The sequence below is a fragment of the Gemmatimonadota bacterium genome, assembly GCA_009838845.1.
Taxonomy (GTDB): Bacteria; Latescibacterota; UBA2968; order UBA2968; family UBA2968; genus VXRD01.
Genome location: VXRD01000108.1, coordinates 12973 through 36018 on the forward strand (window position 1 = coordinate 12973; position 23046 = coordinate 36018).

Consider the following 23046-nt stretch of genomic DNA (forward strand, 5'->3'; position numbering starts at 1 on the left):
ATGGCAATTGTACAACCCACCCCCGATCACGTATTGGACAAAGCAACGCGAGAAGCACTCAAGCGCGTGAACACAACCGCTGTGGTCGATGTGCTCGCTCGCAATGGCTACGACGCGCGATACACCTACATGCCCAATCTGCAAACCATGAACCCCGGGGAACGACTGGTCGCCAGAGCAATCACCGTGCGCTTTGTACCCTCGCGCCCCGATGCCGACGAAGAAAAACCAGACGGTGAAGAATCCCCTGAATACGCCGCCTTTGAACTCGCCGGTCCGGGCGATGTCATCGTCATGGAATCCATGCGCACCAAATTGATGTCCATTGGCGGAGACATCAAATTTCTTCGCTTAAAACAGCGAGGAGTTGATGGGCTGATCTGCGATGGCGGCATCCGCGACATGCACACCGTCAAAGACTACGGCGTCATGTTGTGGGGATATGGCAAAACATCAAACCTCGGCACCCGCGTTGGAACCCCATATTCGACCAATGACTGGGTACAGGTCGATGGCGTCCTCGTCAGGCCGGGAGACTACATCGTAGCCGACGACGACGGCGTAGTGGTCATCCCGCGCAAAGTCGCGCCGGAAATGGCTCAAAAAGCGATAGAATACGACGACCTCGAAGAATGGATCAGAAGGCGCCTGGACACGGAAAATCTCTCCCCGGGCAAATACTATCCGCCAGATGAAGAAACATTCGAGCTATATCGCAAATGGAAGAAGGGATTATGATCGAGATTCGTCGGGGGCGACGAAAAGATGCGTCCAATATCGTAGATTTTCAGATCCGAATGGCAAAAGAAGCGGAAGATCTTACACTGGATCAACCAACCGTTGAAAAAGGCGTACAGGCCGTTTTTGACGATCCCCACAAAGGGGCGTATTGGATTGCCGAGTTAGACGGTAAAGTCGTCGGCTGCTTGCTCACCGTCCCCGAATGGAGTGACTGGCGCAACGGAACCGTATTGTGGATTCATTCGGTCTATGTAATTCCCGGCGCACGGCGGCGCGGCGTTTTCAGGATGATGTATGAAAACTTAAAAACCAGAGTCGAACAATCCGCCGACCTGCGCGGACTCAGGCTTTATGTCGAACGGGAAAACGAACGAGCGCAAAAAACTTATAACGCAATGGGAATGGATGGCAACCACTACAAAATGTTTGAGTGGATGGACGAATAGACGAATAGACGAATAGACGAATAGACGAATAGACGAATAGACGAATGGCAGTACATACTGACTTTGGGGGGCGGGGCGGGATTCGCTGATTCGCTGATTCGCTGATTCGCTGATTCGTAGATTCTTCTACTCTTTCATACCCTGTACCAGACGATTGATGAGATCGGGGTCGTCGGGAAGGAGTTCGGAAGCGGGAAGTCGGGAAAGAATCTCAGCCCAGCGTTTGTTTTGTTTGTATGCCCGGGCGAGAAAGGAAATCGCCTGATCGGGCTTGCCCTTCTCGGCGAGGGTAACGCCAACCCAAAAGGTGGCCTCGCCATTGGTGGCTTTATCGGGCACGATCTCAGTGGCCGTGCGATAGGCGACAAGTGCCTTTTCAATATCGCCCTTACCAAGCCATTCATCGCCCTCATTGAGCTTGAGATAGGCGCGTTGCAAGGTAACGAGCCGGCGCAACTCAACAACGGGATTGGGATGATCTTCAACGCGGAGCTCAAACAATCGATCTCCCCATGTCCATGGCCTATTTGTATTTTTGGGACCTACAATGAGAATAGCAGCCGATTGCCTGCCGCGAATATCGCCGCCTTCGGCTTCTGCTGCTTCAAGGGCTGCGAGCATGCGCTCGGCAAGGTCACCCGTGGAAGATTCATAGGCTTTGCTCATCGCAGCCCAAACCGTGGGTTTTTCCATCAGATTGGCCTGCACGGAATATTGCGTACCGGTTTGATGCCCGGCGGCATAAATGGCGCGCTTGCCCGTATGAGCGGCAACATTGCCATTGGCGTCAACCATTGCAACCTGACGTACTTCGGCATCCTTATCCGCTGAAACGAGCGCTTTGAGCGCTTCGGGAGCAGTCCGCCCCATCCGCATCAGATCCAGACCGAGCGGTCCATAAGCGGGATCGACCAGAGATTGCGTGGCAACAGCTCCCACGCCGGGTTCAGCCCAGGGCACAATGGGACCAACAGAGAAAAAATGCGATTGCACGGCCACACCGAGTTGTCCCGTGGTCGAATCGCGGGCGACAATAGAATAAGTTGCAACCGGGCGACGAGGCATTACTTCCTCAGCTTGAAGTGGAAGCAAAAATAAAAAGGCGCTTAAGACAAAGACCACGCGTTTCATGCCCACCCCTCAAAAAAAATTAAAACTTTCCAAAATACGCAATGCGAAGCTCCCGATCGGGATGTGGATTTTGCATGCCATTGCGGAAAATATTCTTCAAATCAAATTCCAGAGCAAATGCCTCAGACAGCATCCATCTGATACCGGCGTTGAAAAATCCCTTTCCAGAACCCAGGCTATTGTCCGAATTATCGTTCAATCCAAAATCGTATTCCGCCAGCACCATCACATATTTTCCAAACCCTGTATCTACCCCGACATAACCCGTAAAATCATCATCACCATCGCCATCTTCAAAACTTCGGTTCGCCCCAACGTGAAGACCCGTATGCCCCAAAGGCAACTTAAAATTTTTGCTGGCAACGACATAAATCCCCTTGGACTTGCGGGTATAGCGCTTCGACTCATCATCGAACATCCCGTACCCCTGCGATGTATAACCCACTGCCAGAGCCGGAATTGTATATCCCTCTTCAAGCACCCGCACGCGACCTGAAAACTCGATCCGCGGGTTTAAATCCAGCGCATCGTTTCCCAAAAGATCGCTCCCGCCAAAAGACACCCCAACCATACCCCGGCTGAACAAACCGACCGATACACCGCCCAAAATCCCATCGCCTCCATAAAACCGCAGATCCAACCCCAGACCGCGACTGGGCAACAAACCCGCCGTGGGGGCTTCAACCAATTGCCGCGGCTGTAAGTCTTGCTGTGCCCAAACCGGTACAAATGCCATAACACAAACACACATGGCAAGCGTACAGTGCGTAAACCAACACATCCAAATGGATCTGCGATTATATCCTCTTTGGAACACGTCACTCCCTCCCGGTCTGACTGAATGACGCTACGATTCAATCGTCAGGTTCCGAACCATCTCCCCTACATGGACAAAATGCACATCAATGGCATGGTCGGGAATCAGATCGCCCCCCAAATCTGCCCACTCAATCAAACACACACCCTCGCCGTAAAATAAATCATCACACCCAATCTCATAGAGTTCATCGGGACTGCCCAATCGATAAAGATCAAAATGATACACCGGCATCTGCTTTCCATCGGGCGAAACCCCCTCGTATTCATTGACGATGACAAAAGTCGGACTCGTCACATAATCGGTCACATTCAAGCCCGCGCAAACACCCTGTACAAAACAGGTTTTGCCACTGCCCAAATCTCCTGTGAGGGCAACGCAATCGCCTGGCTCGATCTGCGCCGCGAGATCGCGTCCAAACCCATGTGTTTGATCGGGCGACGAAGATACCCGTGTAATCGTCCTATTTGACATAGTACCCAATCATTTCCCGCGCATAATAGCAACCGGCAAAATACACTCTTCGAGGGAGATTCCCCCGTGTTGAAAACTATTGGCGTATTTGGCCTGGTACTCGTTGAAATTGGTGGGATACACAAAAAAGTAATCTTCCCTGCAAATAATGTAATGAGTCCCCTGTCCCAAACTCGGCAAACCAAAAGCCTCGGGATCTCGAATATGCATCGCGTGGCGGTTATCGCATCGCAAATTTTTGCCGTATTTGAAGCGAATCCCCGTCGAAGTATCCCGATTGCCATAAGCCAGAGAAGCCCGCGTACTCAGCATACAGCCGTGATCTGTTGTCAGCACCACCGTCGAGTCGGTCTCGGACAGCTTGCGCAACATCTCGAAAAGAGAAGAATGCGAGAACCACGACCGCGTCAAAGATCGATAAGCAGGCTCATTGGGCGCCATTTCCTGTAACAATTCGGATTCGGAACGACCGTGCGTGAGCATATCCAGAAAATTGACCACAACTGCCATAAGTGGGAAAGACCGGTAAGAATGCACCTTCTTCGCCAGCCGGTTGCCCTCTGCAATATCCAGTATTTTGACGTAGCGCGTATCCAAATCCAATTCTGGATCAATTTCTGCGAGCTGTTGATCGAGCAATTGGTGCTCGTGTCGGTTGCGACTCATGTCGTCGTCACGCGCGACTTGCCACTCATCGGGATACATTCCCGCGAGATCAATGGGAAAAAGGCCGCTGAAAATGGCATTGCGGGAATACGGCGTCGCAGTCGGCAAAATAGAGTAGTGGTAGTGTTGCTCAATATCAAAAATATCGGACAACAATGGCAAAATGGCAAGCCAGTGATCCAATCGCATACAATCGACCACCACAAAAAACACCTGTTGTCCATCTTGCACACAGGGCGCAACAAATTCGGATACAATATCCACAGAAAGCGTGGGCGAATCTTCTTCGTCTTGCACCCACTGGCTATAATTATCCTCGATAAACTTGCCAAACGCCAAATTGCAGGCGCGGCGCAAATCGTCGTGCATAGTGCGCAAGCCCGGATCGTAAAAGCGATCCAATTCCAAATCCCACTCAGACAGCCGCACGTGAAGATCGATCCAATCTCGCCATGAATCGGCCAGGACGAGGGCCTCGCGCAACCTGTTGGATGCAGCCGCATAGTCCAGCCCCATGCGGTCTTTTTGAATTTGACGTGCATCGAGCAACTTTTTGCACGCCAGCAAAATCTGACTCGGATTCACGGGCTTGGTCAAATAGTCGTCAATCCGCTGTCCAATGGCCTGTTCCATCAACCGTTCTTCTTCGTTTTTCGTAATCATAATAACCGGAATATGCGGATTGATATCCTTAATCGCCGCCAGAGTTGACAACCCATCTCGTCCAGCCATCATTTCATCGAGCAATACCGCATCAAATCCGCGTTTCTGAACCATGGCAATAGCATCGTCGCCATTGGTCACAGGGGTTATATCATATCCCCGATCCTTGAGAAAAATTTGATGGGGTCGCAACAAATCGATCTCGTCATCTGCCCACAAAATCTGCTTAGCTTCTTGCGTTTGATTCACATGTACCTCTGCTTTTAATGATTGATAAAGGATTATTAGTCATCTATATCTGCCGGAGACAAAGGCAGCAAAATGACAAATGTCGTACCCTGACCTGGTACACTTTCTTTGATATACACCTTTCCACTGTGATAGTCTTCCACAATGCGTTTCACAAATGCCAGACCGAGTCCCCACCCGCGTTTCTTGGTACTGGTACCCGGCAAAAAAACCTGCTTAAACATATGCGAAGGCATGCCCTTTCCCGTATCGCGCACTTCAATAACCACCCGGTGTTCCTCCACGCGCGACGACACATCAATGCGGCCCCCTCGGCCTTCCATTGCATCGGCGGCATTTCTGAAAAGATTTTCAAACGCCCACCCCAGAAGTTCCCGATTGATCGGAACAACCGGCACATCGTCCAGTTCCTCTACAATTTGCACATTCTCCGGCAAGCGCGCGCGCAGATAACCCGCTGTTTCAGCCACCACATCGCGCACCTGATCCAATCGCAATTCGGGCGTGGAACCAATCAGACTAAAACGAGAAGCAATCTTATCTAATCGACTCGTATCCCGATCCATTTCCCCCAGAATATCTTTCAGCCTCTGACTGCTCTCTTTATCACCCTCTGCATCCAACTCGTCCTTCAACAACGCCAACCAACCGTACAGCGAAGACAGCGGCGTTCCCAACTGATGGGCTGTTTCCCGAGCCATCCCCACCCAAAGAGATCGCTGTTCTCTATTCTTAATATAACGAAATCCGAGATATCCACCCCCAGTAAATACGATCGTCACCCCAAAAGCAACCCAGGGCAACCAGTTCAAACGCTTCTCCAGCGCGGACGCCCCCCAGTGCAATCTCCAGATTTCCGGTTCCTTCTTGACGGGTTTATTATCTGGACCCCATTCTGAGCCGGGATATTCAAACCGCAATGGATCATTTTCCCGATCGAGCGCGTAAGCCTTGTCCATCACTTTGCCCAGGGTTTCGGGGGTACGGTCACCAAAGGGAGGAATGTCAATCGCTTTCCAGTATCGTGGAATACCCTGTCCGTCTGTGATTACAACCGGAAAATTGGGATTCTGGACAGTGTGAAAAATGACATCCTTATAAAAGCCCTTGACTTCAATAGTGTCCAACGTAGCCACACCGTGCATAAACGCGTATAACTCTCCCATACGCCTGGCTTCTTGCCGCATGGGTTGCACCACGTAAAGCTGGGTATAAATGAGGAATACGATGACAATAAGGACCGCCAAAAGAAAAAAATAAGCCGTTAAAAAACTCTGACTGGACAGGCGCAATTGTAAATCCTTGAGCTTGTCGTCGATCTTATTTTCATTTCTGAACTGCATTCGCCCCTCCGTTTGGTAATCCTTTTCCCCCATCCAAAACGCCCGACGCTTTTTTGAGTTCCCATTCAAACCCAAAGTCCGAAAATTTCCGCATTAAAAATAAAAGACGCCTTCAAATGAACAAAGACGTTTTTTTCTTGAACAAATTCAAGGCGTATAGCCAAAGAGGGACGAAGGGGGAAAAACGAGTTGCAAAAGTACGGGACATTTTATATGTTATATTGAAATTCGTTTTGGTTATTCATCACATTCTCCAAAGAAAGGGGTGAGTCCCGGCATGCCTGGTGTCCTCGTACGCGACGACGAACCGTTCGAAAGAGCACTCAAGCGGTTCAAAAAGGCCTGCGAAAAAGCCGGTGTTATTTCCGACATGAAGAAAAATCAGCACTTTGAAAAACCGAGTGAACGTCGGAAACGCAAAATTGCCGCAGCAAGACGCAAGCGGATCAAAATGGACCAGCAATACACCCGCTAAGTCTTTCGCAATTATTCGAATTAAGCGATAATCACTCAGGGTGGCTATCGCTTTTTTTTTATCCATTCCCCCTCACATGAACATCGTCGATCTCATTTTTGCCCTCGGCCTCTTCTGGTTCGCTCGAAAAGGATGGCAAATTGGGCTGGTACAAAGCCTCATCATGCTGTTCAGCGTGATATTGGCCTATGGTTTTGCCCTCACTTATGGCGAAACAACAGCGCGCGCTTTGTTCGATACAACAGAAGACCTCGGCAGCGGCGCCGCGCTATTCGGATTCCTCGTCGTATTTGTGGCTGTCCTGGCCGCCTGCTATTTTCTCGGGCGCGCCCTTCACGGAATGCTGCGGACCTCTCCCCTCGGCGCGATTGACGCATTTGGCGGCATTGCTCTGGGACTGGTTCAAGGCGCATTGATTTTAGGCCTGATCACCATATTTTTTCGTGCCCATCCCATCCACAGCCGCGCGCCCGAATTCATCGACAATTCCACCTTAGGCGCACCGCTTCAAAAATCCGCTCGGATGATTGCCGACGGTGTACAGGCCATGTTTCCCGACGTAAAAACCCTGCTCGAAAAACTGGGCATTCAGATCGAAAAAACGCCTCCTCTAATTGAAAAGCTGAACAAAGAAGCCGGTGAAGCGCGAAAAAAAATCGACGAAATGCTTGAGGAATCCAAGTAGGTGAGGGTTTGAAACCCTCACCTACTGACCATCACAACCACAGAGACGACCAATGTCCATAACCAGCGACCTGCTCATCTCTCCGGGCAAATACTGCAATTCGCTCACGGAATACGCCCACTTCAAAACCCGCGAAGTCGATATCGGGGGTGTGCCACTCGGTGGCGACAATCCCATCCGCGTGCAATCAATGACCACAACCGATACCATGGATACCGATGGCACGGTCGCCCAGTCCATCCGCATGATCCGCGCCGGATGTGAATACGTGCGCATAACAGCACCCAGCCAGAACGAAGCCCGCAACCTCGAAAACATCCGAAAAAAAATCAGATCTGCGGGCTATACCACCCCACTGATAGCCGATATTCACTACACGCCCAACGCCGCTGAAATCGCAGCTCGAATCGTGGAAAAAGTGCGCGTGAACCCCGGCAATTACGCCGACAAAAAAAAATTTCAGATCATCGAATACACCGATGCACAATACGCCGGGGAACTGCACCGCATTCGCGACAGATTCGCGCCACTGGTCAAAATCTGCAAAGAACACGGCACAGCCATGCGGATTGGCACCAACCACGGGTCGCTCTCAGACCGCATTATGAGCAGATTTGGCGACACCCCACTCGGCATGGTCGAATCCGCCCTTGAATTTGCACGGATATGCATTGACCTCAACTATCACGACATCGTATTTTCCATGAAAGCCAGCAATCCGCAAATCATGGTTCAAGCCTATCGCCTGCTGGTAAACAAAATGATGGCCGAAGGCATGAACTATCCGCTCCATCTGGGAGTCACGGAAGCTGGCGATGGCGAAGACGGACGCATCAAATCGGCCGTGGGCATAGGCGCGCTGCTCGAAGACGGCCTGGGCGATACCATTCGCGTCTCCCTCACCGAAGAACCCGAAGCCGAAATCCCCGTAGCGCAAACACTGGTCGCCCGCTATTGCAACCGAAGCGATCACGCGCCAATACCGGAAATTCAAACATCTCATATCGATCCATTTTCTTACACCCGCCGCGCAACGCGACAGGTTGAAAAAATCGGCAAACCGAGTGTCCCAATCGTCATTGCCACCCCACAGGGCACCATCACTCCCGAATCCCTGCAACCTTTTGGGTATTCGTATGACGCTGCACTCGACAAATGGCATATCGCCGACATGGCCGTTGACTTTATCGACATCGGCGATCACACCCTGGATTTTGAACTCCCCGGCACGCTTGGCGTCATTCAAAATGCCCGGGCCTGGTCGCCCGCATCCGCCGCATACCCGATTTTCTCTGCAACTGCATACTTGCAAGCCAATCACACATCCGAGCGCATCACCTTTGTCCGTGCCGAACTCGACGCACTCGACGAACCACTTATCCATGCGCTCAAGGCCGATTCCTGTGCAGTGCTCGTCCTGCTAACTCACAACACCCACGCCATGCCCGAACTGCGCCGCGCATTCTGCCTGCTTGCAGATTGGTCCTGCGACATACCCGTAGTCATCCGCCGAACGTATAGCGCAACAAAGTATTCAGACAATGACGCCTTCATGCTCCACGCCGCCACAGACTGCGGAGGACTGCTCGTCGATGGCCTCGGCGATGGCCTGTGGCTCGAAAATACATCCGATCAAATAGACGATCACACCCTCACCCGCACGGCCTTCGGCATCTTGCAAGCCACGCGCACCCGCATCTCCAAAACCGAATACATATCCTGTCCTTCGTGCGGGCGCACCCTATTCGACCTGCAGGAAACCACCGCCCTGATTCGAAGCCACACCAACCACCTCAAAGGCGTCAAAATTGGCATTATGGGCTGCATAGTCAACGGCCCAGGCGAAATGGCCGACGCCGATTACGGCTATGTGGGCAGTGGTCCCGGCAAAATCACGCTCTACAAGGGCAAAGACATCGTCAAACGCAATATCCCCACAGAAGGCGCGGTTGACGAACTGATTGACCTGATACGCGCCGGCGGCGATTGGGTTGATCCAGCTTAAAGTTAGCCTACAACACTTATTTACAGCTTCCATCTCCTCTCCCCGGGGAGTTCCTTACATGCCGCGCATTCCAGAAACCATCATCGATCAAGTGCGCCTGTCTATCGATATTGTCGATGTTGTAGGCGATCACGTTGCACTGACCCGCCGGGGCAAAAATTTTGTCGGACTGTGTCCCTTCCACGACGATTCCACACCCTCCCTGAACGTCTCACAAGAAAAACAGATCTACAAGTGTTTCGCCTGCGGCGCGGGCGGCAACAGCTTTACATTTCTGCGCGACATAGAAAACATCAGCTTTATCGAAGCCGTCCGCCAACTCGCCGATCGCGCGGGCATAGCCCTGCCCGATGCAAAACCCGCAGACCCGGACCAGCAGGAAGTCTTTGACCAGATCTATCGCGCCAATGAACTCGCGGTCAAATATTTTCACCACCTGCTCACACAGGATGAGAAAGCCGCCGATGCAATGGCCTACCTCGAAAATCGCGGCATAAACCGCGACGTAATCGATGCCTTTTCCCTCGGTTACGCGCCCGATCAATGGGATGGCTTCTTGCAAATCGCTACCCGTCGGGACTTCTCTCCACAAATACTCGAACGCGCCGGACTGGTCTTACAAAGGCAAACAGGAGGCGGTTTTTACGACCGCTTTCGCAACCGCATCACCTTCCCCATTCACGCAGCCACAGGTCGCCCGGTCGCTTTTGGCGCGCGCGCCCTCGATCCCGACGAACAGGCCAAATACATCAACTCTCCGGAAACTCCTGTGTACAACAAAAGTGCCACCCTGTACGGCCTGTGGCGCAATAGAGACGCCATTCGCGACGCGGGTGTAGCACTCGTTGTAGAAGGGTATATGGACCTCATTGCTCTCGCGCAGTATGGCATTGAAAACGCGGTCGCATCCTCTGGTACAGCACTCACAACCGACCAGGCGCGCCTGATCAGGCGTTACGTGCCCAAAACCATTCTCATCTTCGACGGCGACACCGCCGGAGCAACCGCGGCAATGCGAGGGATCGGATCGCTCTTTGAAGTGGGTCTCGAAGTTCGCGTTGTCACCCTTCCCGAAGACCACGACCCCGACAGTTATGTGCGCGCCCATGGACCCGATGGCCTTCTGCGCCTCACCGAAAACGCCGCATCCGCCATCGATTTTCTCATAGAACAATTTGCCCAACGCGACGACCTCTCCACCGTAGATGGCAAAACCCGAACGGCAAACGCATTGGCCGAACTCATTGGGCGCATCACAGACAACGCCCTCAAACAATTTCTAATCAAAGACATCGCCGAAAAAATCGGGATAGATGAAAAAGTCCTCATTGGCATTGCCCAAACGCAACGCCGCACCACGAGACCGCAAAATGGACAACCAGAACCCGAATCTTATGATACGCGGCCCCGTTCTGAGCGCGAATTGCTCACCTTCCTGATGCAACATCCCGAAACCACCGATAGCGTATTCAAACAAATTTCTCCCGACAACTTTACAAATAGTGCTTACCGGCAAATCGCCACCCTGATTGCCCGCAACCGACAACAGAAACAATCCATTGAAGCCGCGCACCTCATCAATCAGTGCAACGATGAACGCTTGTGCCGCATATTGACCGACCTATCTCTGGAAATTGGCATTGAGAATCCCAACATCGATGTTCCCATTCAAGATTATATTCACAAGTTCCAACTCAAAAGTCTCGAAAGCGAAATCGAACTGCTCGAAAAGCAATTGCGCCAACCGCTTTCTCCCGACGATCTGCGCGCCACGCTGGAAAAACATCGCCACCTTACTGCCCAGCGCAAAGCGATGGCTGAGCCAAAATAACTTCTATAAGGTGTCCAGTTTTCAGTTGACAATTTATCTATGTTCCTTATCTTTGTTTTTCGCGTTGGATTAGCAAAACTAAATTTTAGGGCGCATAGCTCAGTTGGTTAGAGCGACGGACTCATAATCCGTTGGTCCGGGGTTCGAGTCCCTGTGCGCCCACCATAAATCATCGCGGTGGCCATCCAGCGAGGTCGCCGTTTTTTTGTGAATAGTCGCTTCATTATTTGCTTGATACTCCGCCTCATTTTTATAAAACTATTAAACCGTTTAATATTTTTTGTGGAGGGTAGCGAGTGCAAACTATAACCAAGGCAGACCTGGCAAAAATACTGGCAGATGAAATCGATTGCAAAAACACAATGACGAAACAAGCCGTAGATGTACTCTTTGAAACTCTTGCAGAAGCTATCATCGAAGGTGAAAGGATCGAAATTCGAGGCTTTGGAAGCTGGGAAGTCAAACGCACCAATGCCCGTCCTCGCGCGCGCAATCCCCGAACGGGTGAAGAAGTCTATGTGCCTGCGCGACGCAAAGTGGGGTTCAAACCCGGCAAAATACTTCGAGACGCCCTCTCAATACCCCTCAAAGATCTGGAATAAACGGGGCAAAACAGTCTAAAAACAAAACACCGCAACAGATTTGTTGCGGTGTTTTCTTGTGTTGGCAATAGGTGGCACTACTTGTTTTATATATGAATCGCCTCATCCTCCACATTCAACGCAGCCTCTTTCAGTGCCTCTGGAAGTGTAGGATGCGCGTGCATCGTTCGCGCGATATCCTCTGCACTCGCGGAAAATTCCATTGCCAGAACCCCCTCGGCGAGCATATCGGACGCGCGTGCGGCCAAAATGTGAATACCCAACACGCGATCCGTCTTTTCATGTGCAATAATCTTCACCTGTCCATCCACCGCCTGTAGCGTATGCGCGCGACCATTGGCAGCTATTGGAAACTTGCCCACCTTATAGGGAATGCCATCGGCCACAACCTGCTCCTCTGTCAGCCCCACCGATGCCAGTTCTGGATGTGTGTACACCACATTGGGAATCGCGCCATAATTCACATGCCCCGCCTTTCCCGCCATACATTCCACCGCAGCCACACCCTCTTCCTCTGCCTTGTGCGCCAGCATCGGACCGGGAATCACATCGCCAATTGCATAGACACCGGGCAAATTTGTCTCAAATACGTCATCGACCAGAATGCGTCCCTGGTCATCCATCTCCAACCCCACATCTTCGCCACCCAGCCCATCGGTATTTGGCCTTCGCCCAACAGCGACCAACAATCGGTCACACGTCTCAGAAGTCGTCTCATCGCCCTGTGCGAGCGTCACCATCACCTTCCCATCGCGAACCTCCGCCGACTCCGCGCGCGTATCAAACGAAAACTTCAGCCCCTGCTTCTCCAGCACCTTCTGCAAACCGAGAGACAATTCGCGGTCCATCGTCGGCGTCACCCCATCGAGAAATTCAACCACATGCACCTCTGCACCCAGGCGATGCCACACCGACCCCAACTCGAGACCGATCGCACCTGCGCCAATAACAATCATCTTCCCGGGCACCTTATCCAGCGACAACGCCTCGGTAGAACTGATCACATACTCGCCATCATAAGGCAAATTGGGCAACTCAATCGCAGAACTGCCCGTAGCGATCAAAATGCGCTCTGCCGAATAAACATCTCCCCCAACATCGACCTTGCCATCGCCGGCCAACCGCCCCAGCCCCGAAATATGCGTCACATTATTCTTGCGAAACAGGCCGCGAATACCGCCCGTCATCCTTCGCACAATACTGGACTTGCGCTTCATCATACCCTTCAAATCCAGTTCCACACCACCGGTCTTTACACCGTGAATACCCAACGAAGACTCCGCCTGGTGAAACAACTCACTCGACTCCAAAAGGGCTTTACTCGGAATACAGCCCACATTCAGACATGTACCTCCCAATCCCTGTTTCTCAACACATGCCACGCGCATGCCCAATTGCGCCGCGCGAATCGCCGCGACATACCCTCCCGGTCCAGCACCAATAACAATGAGATCGAATGTATTATCTGCCACGAGAGGCTCCTCAAAATCGGTAAAATATTCGGGCACCCACGAGGGATCGCCCCTACGGTTTATCCGTCATCTGCGTCCATCTGCGTCCATCTGCGGATCACACTTCCAGCATCATACGTGCGGGGTCTTCGAGCAGGTCTTTTACGCGGACAAGAAATGTGACCGAAGTCTGGCCGTCAATCAGGCGGTGATCATAAGTCAATGCCAGATACATCATCGGGCGAACAACCACCTCATCTCCCACGGCAACGGGACGATTCTGAATCGCGTGCATACCCAAAATACCCGTCTGAGGCGGATTGAGAATAGGCGTTGACAACAGCGACCCAAACACCCCGCCATTGGTAATCGTAAACGTTCCCCCACTCAACTCATCCAACCCCAGCTTGCCTTCTCGCGCAGAGAGCGCCACGCGCTTAATTTCCGACTCAATAGTAGCAAAAGACATGCGCTCTGCCGACTTCAAAACAGGCACGACAAGACCGCGATCAGTACCCACAGCAATACCCATATTGACATAATCGCGATAGACAATATCAGAACCATCGATACTGGCATTTACATCGGGATACTCCTGCAAAGCAATAACACAGGCACGAACAAAAAAGGACATCAAACCCAGGGATATGCCGTGTACATCTGCGAACATCTCTTTGTACTTCGCGCGCAAATCAAAAATACCGCTCATATCCACTTCATTAAACGTCGTCAACATCGCCGCTGTCTGCTGTGCAGAAACCAGACGCTCGGCAATGCGCGTGCGAATTTGACTCATAGGTTCGCGCCGCTCACCATCGCTCGAAACAGCGGCAGCAGGAGGTGGTGCAGGAGCTTCGGGTTCAGAAACGGGCGGATCGGGTACTTCAGACACTTCTGAATCGAGATACGCCAGCACATCTCCTTTGGTCAATCGCCCGTCTTTTCCCGTCCCTGTAATCGCCGCGGGATCGAGATCGTGCTCTGTCACCAATCGGCGCACTGCCGGACTCAAACCATCGGCCTCTACAGGCTCTTCAGGCGAATCGACCTTCTCCGATACATCGGCCTTTGAGACGGCTTTCCCATCCTCATCTATTGTAGCAATGGTCTCGCCGACCTCAATCGTATCGCCATCGGCCTTCAGTGTATGCAACACGCCTGCCGAAGGCGCGGGCAATTCGACATCGGCTTTATCCGTTTCAATAACCGCAAGGGGTTCATCTACCGCCACGGCCTCGCCATCCGATTTCAACCACTCGACCAGAATGGCATCGGTCACTGACTCTCCCAATTCGGGCAAAACCACATCAACAGGCATGTACGCGCCTCCCTAAGAAAAATCCAGAGCCATCTCCACGATCTCTTGCTGTTCGGCCAAATGCACCGACTGAATACCCGTGGCCGTTGCAGCCGTGGGCTTTCGTCCCAGATAGCGCACTGGCTTTTTGTTATCGAGCAATCGGCGGAGTTTTGGCTCCATAAAATCCCAACTACCCATATTTTGCGGCTCTTCTTGTCCCCAAAAAATATCCGCATCGCCGTATTTTTCAAGTATAGCACCCACCTCATCCCACGGAAAGGGATAGTGCTCCTCAATCCGCACCAGTGCGAGCCTTTCCTCGCCCTTTTTGTCCCGCCCCTCTTTTAAGTCAAAAAAGACCTTACCCGTACAGAAAACAACGCGCTCCACCGCGCTGGGATCGGGCTGTGCGGGATCGTCTAAAACGGGATAAAACGCGCCCCTGGACAAATCCTCGAGCGTTGAGGTCGATTCTTTGTGCCGCAACAAACTCTTTGGCATCATCAAAACGAGGGGCTTGCGAAATGCACGGAGCATCTGGCGGCGCAGCAAATGAAAATACTGCGCGGGTAGCGTGGGGCAACCCACCTGCATATTGTCTTCGGCACACAACGCCTGAAACCGCTCTAACCGCGCACTCGAATGCTCTGGTCCCTGGCCTTCAAACCCGTGCGGCAAGAGCATCACCAGCCCGCTCATCTTTTGCCATTTGGCCTCAGAACTGGAAATAAACTGATCGATAATCATCTGCGCGCCATTGGCAAAATCGCCAAACTGGGCTTCCCAGATCGTCAATTTATTGGGATTGGCATAACTCACGCCAAACTCAAAGCCCAGCACCGCCAATTCCGAAAGCATCGTATTATAGACCCTGAAACCACCCTGACCATCCGATAGATGGTTCAGCGGTGAATAAATCGAGCCATTTTTGACATCGTGCCACACCGCTTGCCGATGACTAAATGTACCCCGCTGAGAATCTTGCCCGGCCAATCGCACCGGGAACCCATCAACTAACAAACTGCCAAATGCGAGCATCTCCGCACAACCCCAGTCTATACCCACCTTACCGTGGACCATTTGCATGCGGTAATCGAGTTGGCGCATCAATTTGCGATAAGCGTTAAATCCCTCGGGCACCGTCGTCGCCTTTTGGGCAATATCAATCAACTTCTCTCTATGCACCGCGGTTTTTGCCGTGCGATCTGCGCCCGCCTTCCCAAATCCCTTCCACGCGCCCCCAAATGCAGGCTCACGCGGTTTTGTCTTTTGATTTTTCGCATCGACAAATGCCGCCTCGAGCTTCTCGCGCACACCCTGCTTCATCGCATCGACATCATCTTCTGTTGCGATATTTTGCTCAATCAAACGCCTCGAATACAAATCGACAACCGTTGGATGCCCGGCGATTTCAGCAGATTGCAGGGGCTGTGTAAAAGCGGGATCGTCGGATTCATTGTGACCGTATCGGCGATAACACCACAGATCGATAATCACATCGTTTTTCACCGCCTGGCGATAAGCCATAGCCATGCGCGCCGCGTGTACCACAGCTTCGGGATCATCGGCATTGACGTGGAAAATGGGCATCTTAACAATCTTCGCCACATCTGTTGGATACGCTGTAAAACGGGATTCCCGGGGCAATGCGGTAAAACCAATCTGATTATTCACAACAATGTGAATCGTACCCCCATTATCATAGCCATCAAGATGGGACAAGCAAATCGTCTCAGGCACAATGCCCTGCCCGGCAAAAGCGGCATCGCCGTGAATGATCAGCGGTACGATATGCTCGTGCTGAACATCGCCTTTTGTCTCTTGCTTCGTACAAACAATGCCCTCAATCACGGGATTGACCAATTCGAGGTGACTCGGATTCGGCGTCAATCCCAAATGCACAGTGTGCCCATCGCGCGTGACATACTCATGGGCGAACCCCATGTGGTATTTTACATCGCCCGACCCCTCTCCCAACTCAACACCCTCAAACTCGCTGAATATCTCCGGATAGGGCTTTTGCATAATATGCGTGAGCACATTGAGCCTGCCGCGATGCGCCATCCCCATCACCATTTCTTCGACATTTAACGCAGCCCCGGTTTCAATAAGCGCGTGCAACATCGGGATAAGCACTTCGCCGCCTTCAATAGAAAATCGCTTTTTCCCGATATATTTAACATGCAAAAATTGTTCAAACTCCTGTGCTTCGATCAATAGCCTCAACAGATCCCGGCATTGTTCCGCACTGAATTTCGGCGAATTTAAGATCGGTTCCATGTGCTGCTCCAGCCACTCGTGCTGGCTCTTATACGGAATATCGGTGTATTCTACCGCCACAGAACCGCAGTATGTTTGCCTGAGCTTTGCAACGAGGTCGCGCAACGTCCCGTCCGTAGGACCGAGAAATCCGCCATTCCCGACGATTTGATCCAGATCCTCTTCTGTAAAGCCGTATTCGGACAACTCCAACAGCGGATACGGTGGGCGCGTATAACTCATCGGCGCAATATCGGCGACCAGGTGCCCCCATGTGCGATACGCATTGACCAGAGCCATAGCCCCCTGCTGCCTATTCGCGTCCATGCGGGTATATTCCTCCAATGTGTCATAAGCATCGAGAAACGCCATGACATTTTCCTCCGCCTGGTTCTCATCTGACGTATCTGAAACTATTTCGGTGCCGTCGCGCTGCATCCCCAAATCAAAACCCGCAAAAAATATATGCCATCTTTCATCCACCAGATCTGGGTCTTGTTTGTATTTCTCATACATCGCGTCGATATAATCGGCATTGGCAATTGCAGCAATATCGAATGACATAACAATCCCCACCTTTCTGTAGCCTTTACAAGAGGTGTATCTTACACACACGGAAAAAGTAACGCCTACACCGCATCATGTCAAGATGGCAGCGGACAAAGGTCGCCCCAACCGCTCACCTCGTCCAAAACGACTTCGTCTTCCGCGCGAATTGATAGAGCTTGAAAGAATGGCGCAGCAGGGGTAGCGCGCCCCATCCGAGATGGTATTTTCTGCGGATACGCCACATCGCCCGATCCCGGTCTTCCCGCTGACTTACACTGTGTGGATGCACCCGATAATAATATAATGTCTCGGGCACATACTGCCCAATCCCCCCCTGTCTGAGCGCGATATTCAGCCACAAATCCCAATCCTGATATCGGCGCACAGCGGGATCGAATCCGGGAAAACTATCAGCTCGAATCAACGCGGCGAGATCGATATAATTTCCGGCGCGCAATCGCCGCACATCAAACGGGCCAGACACCTCGCGTTCGCCCTGCTGTAAATCGCCATCGGCAAACACAATGCGATCGCCATAAGCATAAGCCGCGTGGGAAACCTCTTCCAATGCGCTGTAGAGCACCTCTAAAAAGCGCGGCATCATCACATTATCCGCATCGAAAAACGCGACATAAGGAGTCGAAATCTTCAAAAAACCAAAATTTCGAGCGCGGTTGCCATTGCGAAAATCCACGCGGCAATACGCTACATCGGAAAATGATGCCACAACATCTGCCGCATTGTCTTCACTCGCATCGTCAACCACCAACACCTGACGGGGCAAAAGCGTCTGTGACAAAACCGATTCCAAACACGCGGCGAGATAATGCCCATAGTTGTGCGTGGTAATCACCACCCCAATGTCTGATCGCGCGCTCATACAGACCAATCCGCCTGCTTTAACAGGGCAATTTGATACTGCAAATTCACCAAAGCATCCGCACCAGAAACAACAACCCGCCCACCTTCCCCTCGTACATGCTTACCAAATTCATCGATTAAAATATGCATAAAATCGCGGCAAATCACAGCTTCGTCTCCATGGACCAATCGCGCGCGATAAATACCCTCATCATCGGCAAACCCCTCCCAATTCACCAAAAAGCCATTCACGCCAAATCGCCGCACGGGAACCCCCTCATCGATATCGCGCAAAACAAATTGCACATCGCATCGTCCATTGGGTGTAACCACCTCAAAACTCGCGCGATTTTCCCGCTCGCCTATTGCACACGAGGCCGTTGCCCAATCGATTTCTCCCCCTGGCAAAAATCCCAGAACCAAACTCAGCGGATGGGACGCCACATCAATCCAGATATCTTCCCGCGCCTTTGGTCCCCCGCGCCCCTTCACCTCCATCTCCATCTCAAGCGATTCAATCGCATCCCATGTCCCTCGCACACGCGTGTAAAAATCGCGATAAACTGAAATCCCCGCGGGATATTGTGCAGACATCACCAGCGATCTACCCGCCTGTTCCGCCACATGCACCACAGCCTGTCCATCTGCCAAAATATCATCCAGGCTCCTATCCACATTCCAGCACAGGGGCTTTTCGCACACCACATGGCACCCACTCTCCAGAGCCATAATTGCATGCTCTTTATGCAAGTGAAAAGGACTTGAAACATCGACCACATCGGGCTGTTCAGCCGCCAGCATCTGCGCCACATCTGTATAAGCGCGCCCATCAAATCCAAAATACGCCTGCAATTGCGATTGGGTCTTTGCACACGACGCTTCCGAAGTACCCACAAATGCCACCACCTGAGACCCCGACAAATGGTGCCATCGCGCGTGGTGCTGCCCAATGCCACTCGCGCCAATAACAGCGACTTTTAATCTATCAGGCATTTAACTCTCCTCGCATTGAGATCGAAAAAACACTGCGCTATAATAGGTACTTGTCCCAAAAATTCAACCCTTTTCAGTTAATCGCCAAAGCTAAATTAATCTGACTTATCATAATTTGAGAAAAAAATAAAAAACTTGTTGACATATACCCAACATTTGTTTTATTTGTTGGGCGAGTGTTTTACTAATAAAACATTTTTATAGACCGCCAAACAAAAAAGACCACCTCCCGTTTCAAGAGCCTGCCAGCCCGGCGGAAGATGGTCTGAGTCACGCCATAAGCACAACTCACATTCAAAGTAGGGTTTTCCCCGCATCCTGTCAACCCACTTTGAATAGTCTTGTGTTTCACCCAGGAGAAAAGCATGCGCTTTAAACTGCTCGCTTCGTTTCTGTCTCTGGCATTTGCACTACCCACCATAGCCGAGGAAGACAAACGGCCCGAATTACCCGGCAGCATATACGACAAACCCTATATCAAACGCATGGGCAGAAATGTAGCTATCGGCGGATATATTGACCACGAATTTGAATGGACAGAAGGAAAAGACAGCACTTTTGACCAGCACCGTTTCATCCCCTTCATCTTTTCGGAAATTACCGACCGAATTCACGTTTCGTGCGAAATCGAATTTGAGCACGGCGGTCTCGTCAAAGGCAGCAGCAACACCGATGGCGAAATCAAACTCGAATTCGCCATCATGGACTTCACCTTTAAAGAAGCCTTCAACTATCGGGGCGGTGTCATACTCTCCCCGCTCGGGCGTTTTAACCTCCTGCACGACAGTCCGCTCAACGACCTGACAGAACGCCCCACCGTGAACCGTCAGATCATGCCATCTACCCTCTCAGAGGCGGGAATGGGCTTCTTTGGCACCTTTTATCCCTCTGAACTCTCCGTAGCAACTTATGAAATCTACCTCGTCAACGGGTTCAACGAAAAAGTCAACTCCGGCGGTAAACTCCGCATTCGAAGCGGACGGGGCAGCCAAAAATCGGACAACAACCACGACAAAGCACTCGTCGGACGATTCGGCTTTAGCCCGCGCCTGGGCATTGACCTCGGCGCATCTTTCCACACCGGCAAATACGACGATGCGGACAACAACCGCCTCTCCATCTTCGGAGCCGACGCGCAATTTACACAGGGACCCTTTGAACTTCAGGGCGAATACGGACAGGCCACTGCCGATGGATTTAACGGCGACCAGCGCGGTGCTTATGCACAGACCAACTTTCATTTCGGGCACGATCATTTCTTATCAGAATCCGTGTTCACGGCCGTAGCACGCTGGGACTGGGTCGATTTTGATACCTCGATAACTGGCGATTCGGAATACGGGATCACCTTTGGTTTGAACTTCCGCCCCGTTGAAGACACGGCTTTCAAGCTGGATTACAACACCACCTATAAAACGCCAGCAAATGGCGACAAAGGCGATGGCATTGGACGCCTCTTCTTTTCGATTGCCTCGTATTTTTAAAAAAAGGAGTTGGAGAAAACAGTGATAAAAAATAAGTATGTGCTCTGTATCATGGTCTGCCTCCTGTCGGGACTCGGATTCGCGCAGGGTCCCGATGGCCCAGAGGCTATCACTGTATATCTCACAGAAGAACAGGCTCTAAAAAAAGCCTTCCCAGATGCAGACACGCTCTGGAGCGAAGTCTGGATCCCAACCCCACAAGAACGGCGGCGCATTGAACGGCGGTTGGGGTGGCGCCTCGAAGAACCCGATTTCACGATTTTTCAGGCAAAAAAAAATGACCGACATCAGGGATACGCGATCATTGCGAATCAAATTGGCCTCTACAAACCCATCACCTTCATCGTCAAAGTCAAACCCGACCACCGCGTTGGCGGTGTATGGATCATGGTCTATCGCGAATCGCGAGGCGGTCAGGTCAAGCGCCAGCGGTTCTTGACCCAATATACAAATAAAAATGTCAATCATCACATTCGTCTCAACCGCGACATCATCGGCATCAGCGGTGCCACTCTCTCGGTACGCGCCTTAAATGCGGGCGTCAAGAGGGTCCTCACCGTCCTCAATGTCATTTACTCGGAAAAAGAATCCCAATGAGTGCTACCCCTCAAGCCTCCACGCGCAGGAGCAAAACCATCCCGCTTCACAAAGAACAACCCAGAACGCGAACAAAACGCGTCGAATTTTTCCGCAAACTCCATCGCTATGTCGGCATTGGTGCACTCATATTTTTATCTCTGCTCGCCGTCTCGGGTTTTTTGCTCAATCACCCCGGCCTGCTCGGCGCGCCCTCTGAGCGCACCCTCTCATTTGCGGTTGACCCCCGCGATCCCCAACACCTCTATCGCGGCACGCGCTTGGCCCTTTATTCCTCTGAAGACGGCGGCAAAACCTGGACCGAAGTCCCAATGCTCTTCGCTGCAGAACGCGCCGTTGACATCGCCTATGCGCCCGACAATCCCGACCACATTTACGTCGTCCTCGAAGACCTGGGCCTCATTCGCTCAACCGACGGCGGCATCGTCTGGGAGCAAGTCGGCCTCGGATTTATGCCCCTTGCCGAAGGCATCCGCCTCCAGCGCATTGGCATTGGCTCCACCCAAAATCTGAACCTGTGGACCTCAGGCGGTCTGCTCACCAGTTCCAACGGCGGAAAAACCTGGGCCTCTATCGCCCAATCTACAAAGCCCGGACACGATCTCTACACGATCATACACCAGATTCACACGGGTTATTTCTTCGCCGATTGGTTTGTCTATCTCTACGACATCGCTGCCTGGGGCCTGGTCGGCCTGTCCATCTCTGGCCTGATCATCTGGTGGCGCACCAGAAAGCGCCGCCTACATCGTACAAAAAAAAGTGCCCTCAGATACTGAGAGCACTTTCTGTGTACATCGCTTTATCTCTCACCCCATATCTCGATCCAACAAAAACAGACCATAAGCGTCATCGCCCACCAGCTTCAACTTTTGCACAATACTGCTGATTTGGGCCTCCTCTTCTACCTGTTTCTCGATAAACCACTTCAAAAAAATCTCCGTTGCATGGTCGCGCTCATTCAGTGAGAGATCGACCAGATCATTGATCATCCCACTGGATTTCTGCTCTTGCCGATGCGCATCTTCAAAAACCTCCAGAGGGGATGCCCATTCAGAAGGTGGTTCGGCGATCTGTTTGAGCAGGACCCGGCAGTTTCGCGCATTGATATAATCCACGATCTTGAGCGCGTGCTGCCGTTCTTCTTTGTATTGCTCGCGCATATACGTGGCAAATCCGTGCAGATTTACCCCGTGAAAATACGTCTCCATGGCGAGATAGTGAAATGCCGAATGGAACTCAAAATTGAGTTGCTCGTTCAAAGCCATGAGGACCTTCTTGGGAATCATAACAAAAAACAAACCTCCTGTTGGGTGACTTATGGGCCACACTGGGGTAATCAAATGCTCCGCGTCTAAAAGTTACTAAAGGTTTACGCAATTTCGCAAAAAGAATCAATAGAAAAATGCCATATACCATTGGGG

21 protein-coding genes and 1 tRNA gene are annotated in these 23046 nt (G+C 51.7%); 11 read left to right on the top strand and 11 right to left on the bottom strand.

Features of this window, described 5'->3' with window-relative positions; translation table 11 throughout:
• Window positions 1-738 carry a hypothetical protein gene (locus F4Y39_14160; protein ID MYC14867.1) on the top strand — a complete coding sequence of 246 codons (738 nt, stop codon included), beginning with the start codon at window positions 1-3 and terminating at the stop codon, window positions 736-738.
• Window positions 735-1187 (top strand): GNAT family N-acetyltransferase, encoded by a 453-nt coding sequence (locus tag F4Y39_14165; protein ID MYC14868.1) that lies wholly within the window; start codon window positions 735-737, stop codon window positions 1185-1187. Before F4Y39_14160 ends, F4Y39_14165 begins: the two co-directional genes overlap by 4 nt.
• Before the next feature lie 126 nt (window positions 1188-1313).
• Here the strand turns inward: F4Y39_14165 and F4Y39_14170 are convergent, their stop codons facing one another.
• The 5 genes from F4Y39_14170 to F4Y39_14190 all read right to left on the bottom strand — a co-directional run bounded on the left by F4Y39_14170 (window position 1314) and on the right by F4Y39_14190 (window position 6563).
• Entirely contained in the window at window positions 1314-2318 is a 1005-nt protein-coding gene (locus F4Y39_14170; GenBank protein ID MYC14869.1) for a DUF1028 domain-containing protein, read from the bottom strand.
• Window positions 2319-2337: 19 nt separating this feature from the next.
• Window positions 2338-3054 carry a YjbH domain-containing protein gene (locus F4Y39_14175; protein MYC14870.1) on the bottom strand — a complete coding sequence of 239 codons (717 nt, stop codon included), beginning with the start codon at window positions 3052-3054 and terminating at the stop codon, window positions 2338-2340.
• A gap of 111 nt (window positions 3055-3165) precedes the next feature.
• Window positions 3166-3609 carry a tRNA (adenosine(37)-N6)-threonylcarbamoyltransferase complex ATPase subunit type 1 TsaE gene (gene tsaE / locus F4Y39_14180; GenBank protein MYC14871.1) on the bottom strand — a complete coding sequence of 148 codons (444 nt, stop codon included), beginning with the start codon at window positions 3607-3609 and terminating at the stop codon, window positions 3166-3168.
• 9 nt (window positions 3610-3618) lie between these two features.
• Complete coding sequence (locus tag F4Y39_14185) at window positions 3619-5160, bottom strand: bifunctional response regulator/alkaline phosphatase family protein (protein ID MYC14872.1); 1542 nt, start codon at window positions 5158-5160, stop codon at window positions 3619-3621.
• Between the two features lie 62 nt (window positions 5161-5222).
• Window positions 5223-6563, bottom strand: coding sequence for a HAMP domain-containing histidine kinase (locus F4Y39_14190; protein ID MYC14873.1), 1341 nt, complete (start codon window positions 6561-6563; stop codon window positions 5223-5225).
• Between the two features lie 244 nt (window positions 6564-6807).
• Here F4Y39_14190 and rpsU point away from each other — a divergent pair, with 244 nt between their 5' ends.
• From rpsU to F4Y39_14220, 6 genes are all read left to right on the top strand, one after another.
• Entirely contained in the window at window positions 6808-7005 is a 198-nt protein-coding gene (gene rpsU / locus F4Y39_14195; GenBank protein ID MYC14874.1) for a 30S ribosomal protein S21, read from the top strand.
• Window positions 7006-7081: 76 nt separating this feature from the next.
• Window positions 7082-7690: a CvpA family protein gene (locus tag F4Y39_14200; protein MYC14875.1), complete on the top strand. Its 609-nt coding sequence runs from the start codon at window positions 7082-7084 to the stop codon at window positions 7688-7690.
• Between the two features lie 52 nt (window positions 7691-7742).
• Window positions 7743-9695 (top strand): (E)-4-hydroxy-3-methylbut-2-enyl-diphosphate synthase, encoded by a 1953-nt coding sequence (ispG, locus tag F4Y39_14205; GenBank protein MYC14876.1) that lies wholly within the window; start codon window positions 7743-7745, stop codon window positions 9693-9695.
• Window positions 9696-9753: 58 nt separating this feature from the next.
• Window positions 9754-11526 (top strand): DNA primase, encoded by a 1773-nt coding sequence (locus F4Y39_14210; GenBank protein ID MYC14877.1) that lies wholly within the window; start codon window positions 9754-9756, stop codon window positions 11524-11526.
• Between the two features lie 88 nt (window positions 11527-11614).
• A tRNA-Ile gene (locus F4Y39_14215) sits at window positions 11615-11691 on the top strand.
• Between the two features lie 131 nt (window positions 11692-11822).
• A complete protein-coding gene (locus F4Y39_14220; GenBank protein ID MYC14878.1) occupies window positions 11823-12128 on the top strand; it encodes an HU family DNA-binding protein in 306 nt (101 codons plus the stop codon).
• An 86-nt stretch (window positions 12129-12214) separates the two neighbouring features.
• Here F4Y39_14220 and lpdA read toward each other — a convergent pair whose 3' ends face one another.
• From lpdA to F4Y39_14245, 5 genes are all read right to left on the bottom strand, one after another.
• Complete coding sequence (gene lpdA / locus F4Y39_14225; GenBank protein MYC14879.1) at window positions 12215-13600, bottom strand: dihydrolipoyl dehydrogenase; 1386 nt, start codon at window positions 13598-13600, stop codon at window positions 12215-12217.
• Between the two features lie 97 nt (window positions 13601-13697).
• A complete protein-coding gene (odhB, locus tag F4Y39_14230; protein ID MYC14880.1) occupies window positions 13698-14897 on the bottom strand; it encodes a 2-oxoglutarate dehydrogenase complex dihydrolipoyllysine-residue succinyltransferase in 1200 nt (399 codons plus the stop codon).
• Window positions 14898-14909: 12 nt separating this feature from the next.
• Window positions 14910-17702 (bottom strand): 2-oxoglutarate dehydrogenase E1 component, encoded by a 2793-nt coding sequence (locus F4Y39_14235; GenBank protein MYC14881.1) that lies wholly within the window; start codon window positions 17700-17702, stop codon window positions 14910-14912.
• Between the two features lie 115 nt (window positions 17703-17817).
• Window positions 17818-18567, bottom strand: coding sequence for a glycosyltransferase family 2 protein (locus F4Y39_14240; GenBank protein MYC14882.1), 750 nt, complete (start codon window positions 18565-18567; stop codon window positions 17818-17820).
• Window positions 18564-19541, bottom strand: coding sequence for a Gfo/Idh/MocA family oxidoreductase (locus F4Y39_14245; GenBank protein ID MYC14883.1), 978 nt, complete (start codon window positions 19539-19541; stop codon window positions 18564-18566). The genes F4Y39_14240 and F4Y39_14245 overlap by 4 nt, the downstream gene beginning before the upstream one ends.
• 365 nt (window positions 19542-19906) lie before the next feature.
• Here F4Y39_14245 and F4Y39_14250 point away from each other — a divergent pair, with 365 nt between their 5' ends.
• The 3 genes from F4Y39_14250 to F4Y39_14260 are packed head-to-tail and all read left to right on the top strand — an operon-like array spanning window position 19907 to window position 22401.
• Entirely contained in the window at window positions 19907-21025 is a 1119-nt protein-coding gene (locus F4Y39_14250) for a hypothetical protein (GenBank protein MYC14884.1), read from the top strand.
• 21 nt (window positions 21026-21046) lie between these two features.
• A complete protein-coding gene (locus tag F4Y39_14255; protein MYC14885.1) occupies window positions 21047-21622 on the top strand; it encodes an FMN-binding protein in 576 nt (191 codons plus the stop codon).
• A complete protein-coding gene (locus tag F4Y39_14260) occupies window positions 21619-22401 on the top strand; it encodes a PepSY domain-containing protein (protein MYC14886.1) in 783 nt (260 codons plus the stop codon). Before F4Y39_14255 ends, F4Y39_14260 begins: the two co-directional genes overlap by 4 nt.
• A 30-nt stretch (window positions 22402-22431) precedes the next feature.
• On the opposite strand, the gene F4Y39_14265 is transcribed toward F4Y39_14260, so the two are convergent.
• Complete coding sequence (locus F4Y39_14265) at window positions 22432-22911, bottom strand: ferritin (GenBank protein MYC14887.1); 480 nt, start codon at window positions 22909-22911, stop codon at window positions 22432-22434.
• Between the last annotated feature and the right edge of the window lie 135 nt (window positions 22912-23046).

Excerpts from the sequence above, each read along its gene's own strand:
- F4Y39_14160 (MYC14867.1), top strand. The coding sequence starts at position 1 with ATGGCAATTGTACAACCCACCCCCGATCACGTATTGGACAAAGCAACG.
- F4Y39_14165 (MYC14868.1), top strand. The coding sequence starts at position 735 with ATGATCGAGATTCGTCGGGGGCGACGAAAAGATGCGTCCAATATCGTA.
- F4Y39_14170 (MYC14869.1), bottom strand. The coding sequence starts at position 2,318 with ATGAAACGCGTGGTCTTTGTCTTAAGCGCCTTTTTATTTTTGCTTCCA.
- F4Y39_14175 (MYC14870.1), bottom strand. The coding sequence starts at position 3,054 with ATGGCATTTGTACCGGTTTGGGCACAGCAAGACTTACAGCCGCGGCAA.
- tsaE (MYC14871.1), bottom strand. The coding sequence starts at position 3,609 with ATGTCAAATAGGACGATTACACGGGTATCTTCGTCGCCCGATCAAACA.
- F4Y39_14190 (MYC14873.1), bottom strand. The coding sequence starts at position 6,563 with ATGGGGGAAAAGGATTACCAAACGGAGGGGCGAATGCAGTTCAGAAAT.
- rpsU (MYC14874.1), top strand. The coding sequence starts at position 6,808 with ATGCCTGGTGTCCTCGTACGCGACGACGAACCGTTCGAAAGAGCACTC.
- F4Y39_14200 (MYC14875.1), top strand. The coding sequence starts at position 7,082 with ATGAACATCGTCGATCTCATTTTTGCCCTCGGCCTCTTCTGGTTCGCT.
- ispG (MYC14876.1), top strand. The coding sequence starts at position 7,743 with ATGTCCATAACCAGCGACCTGCTCATCTCTCCGGGCAAATACTGCAAT.
- F4Y39_14210 (MYC14877.1), top strand. The coding sequence starts at position 9,754 with ATGCCGCGCATTCCAGAAACCATCATCGATCAAGTGCGCCTGTCTATC.
- odhB (MYC14880.1), bottom strand. The coding sequence starts at position 14,897 with ATGCCTGTTGATGTGGTTTTGCCCGAATTGGGAGAGTCAGTGACCGAT.
- F4Y39_14235 (MYC14881.1), bottom strand. The coding sequence starts at position 17,702 with ATGTCATTCGATATTGCTGCAATTGCCAATGCCGATTATATCGACGCG.
- F4Y39_14240 (MYC14882.1), bottom strand. The coding sequence starts at position 18,567 with ATGAGCGCGCGATCAGACATTGGGGTGGTGATTACCACGCACAACTAT.
- F4Y39_14245 (MYC14883.1), bottom strand. The coding sequence starts at position 19,541 with ATGCCTGATAGATTAAAAGTCGCTGTTATTGGCGCGAGTGGCATTGGG.
- F4Y39_14250 (MYC14884.1), top strand. The coding sequence starts at position 19,907 with ATGCGCTTTAAACTGCTCGCTTCGTTTCTGTCTCTGGCATTTGCACTA.
- F4Y39_14260 (MYC14886.1), top strand. The coding sequence starts at position 21,619 with ATGAGTGCTACCCCTCAAGCCTCCACGCGCAGGAGCAAAACCATCCCG.
- F4Y39_14265 (MYC14887.1), bottom strand. The coding sequence starts at position 22,911 with ATGATTCCCAAGAAGGTCCTCATGGCTTTGAACGAGCAACTCAATTTT.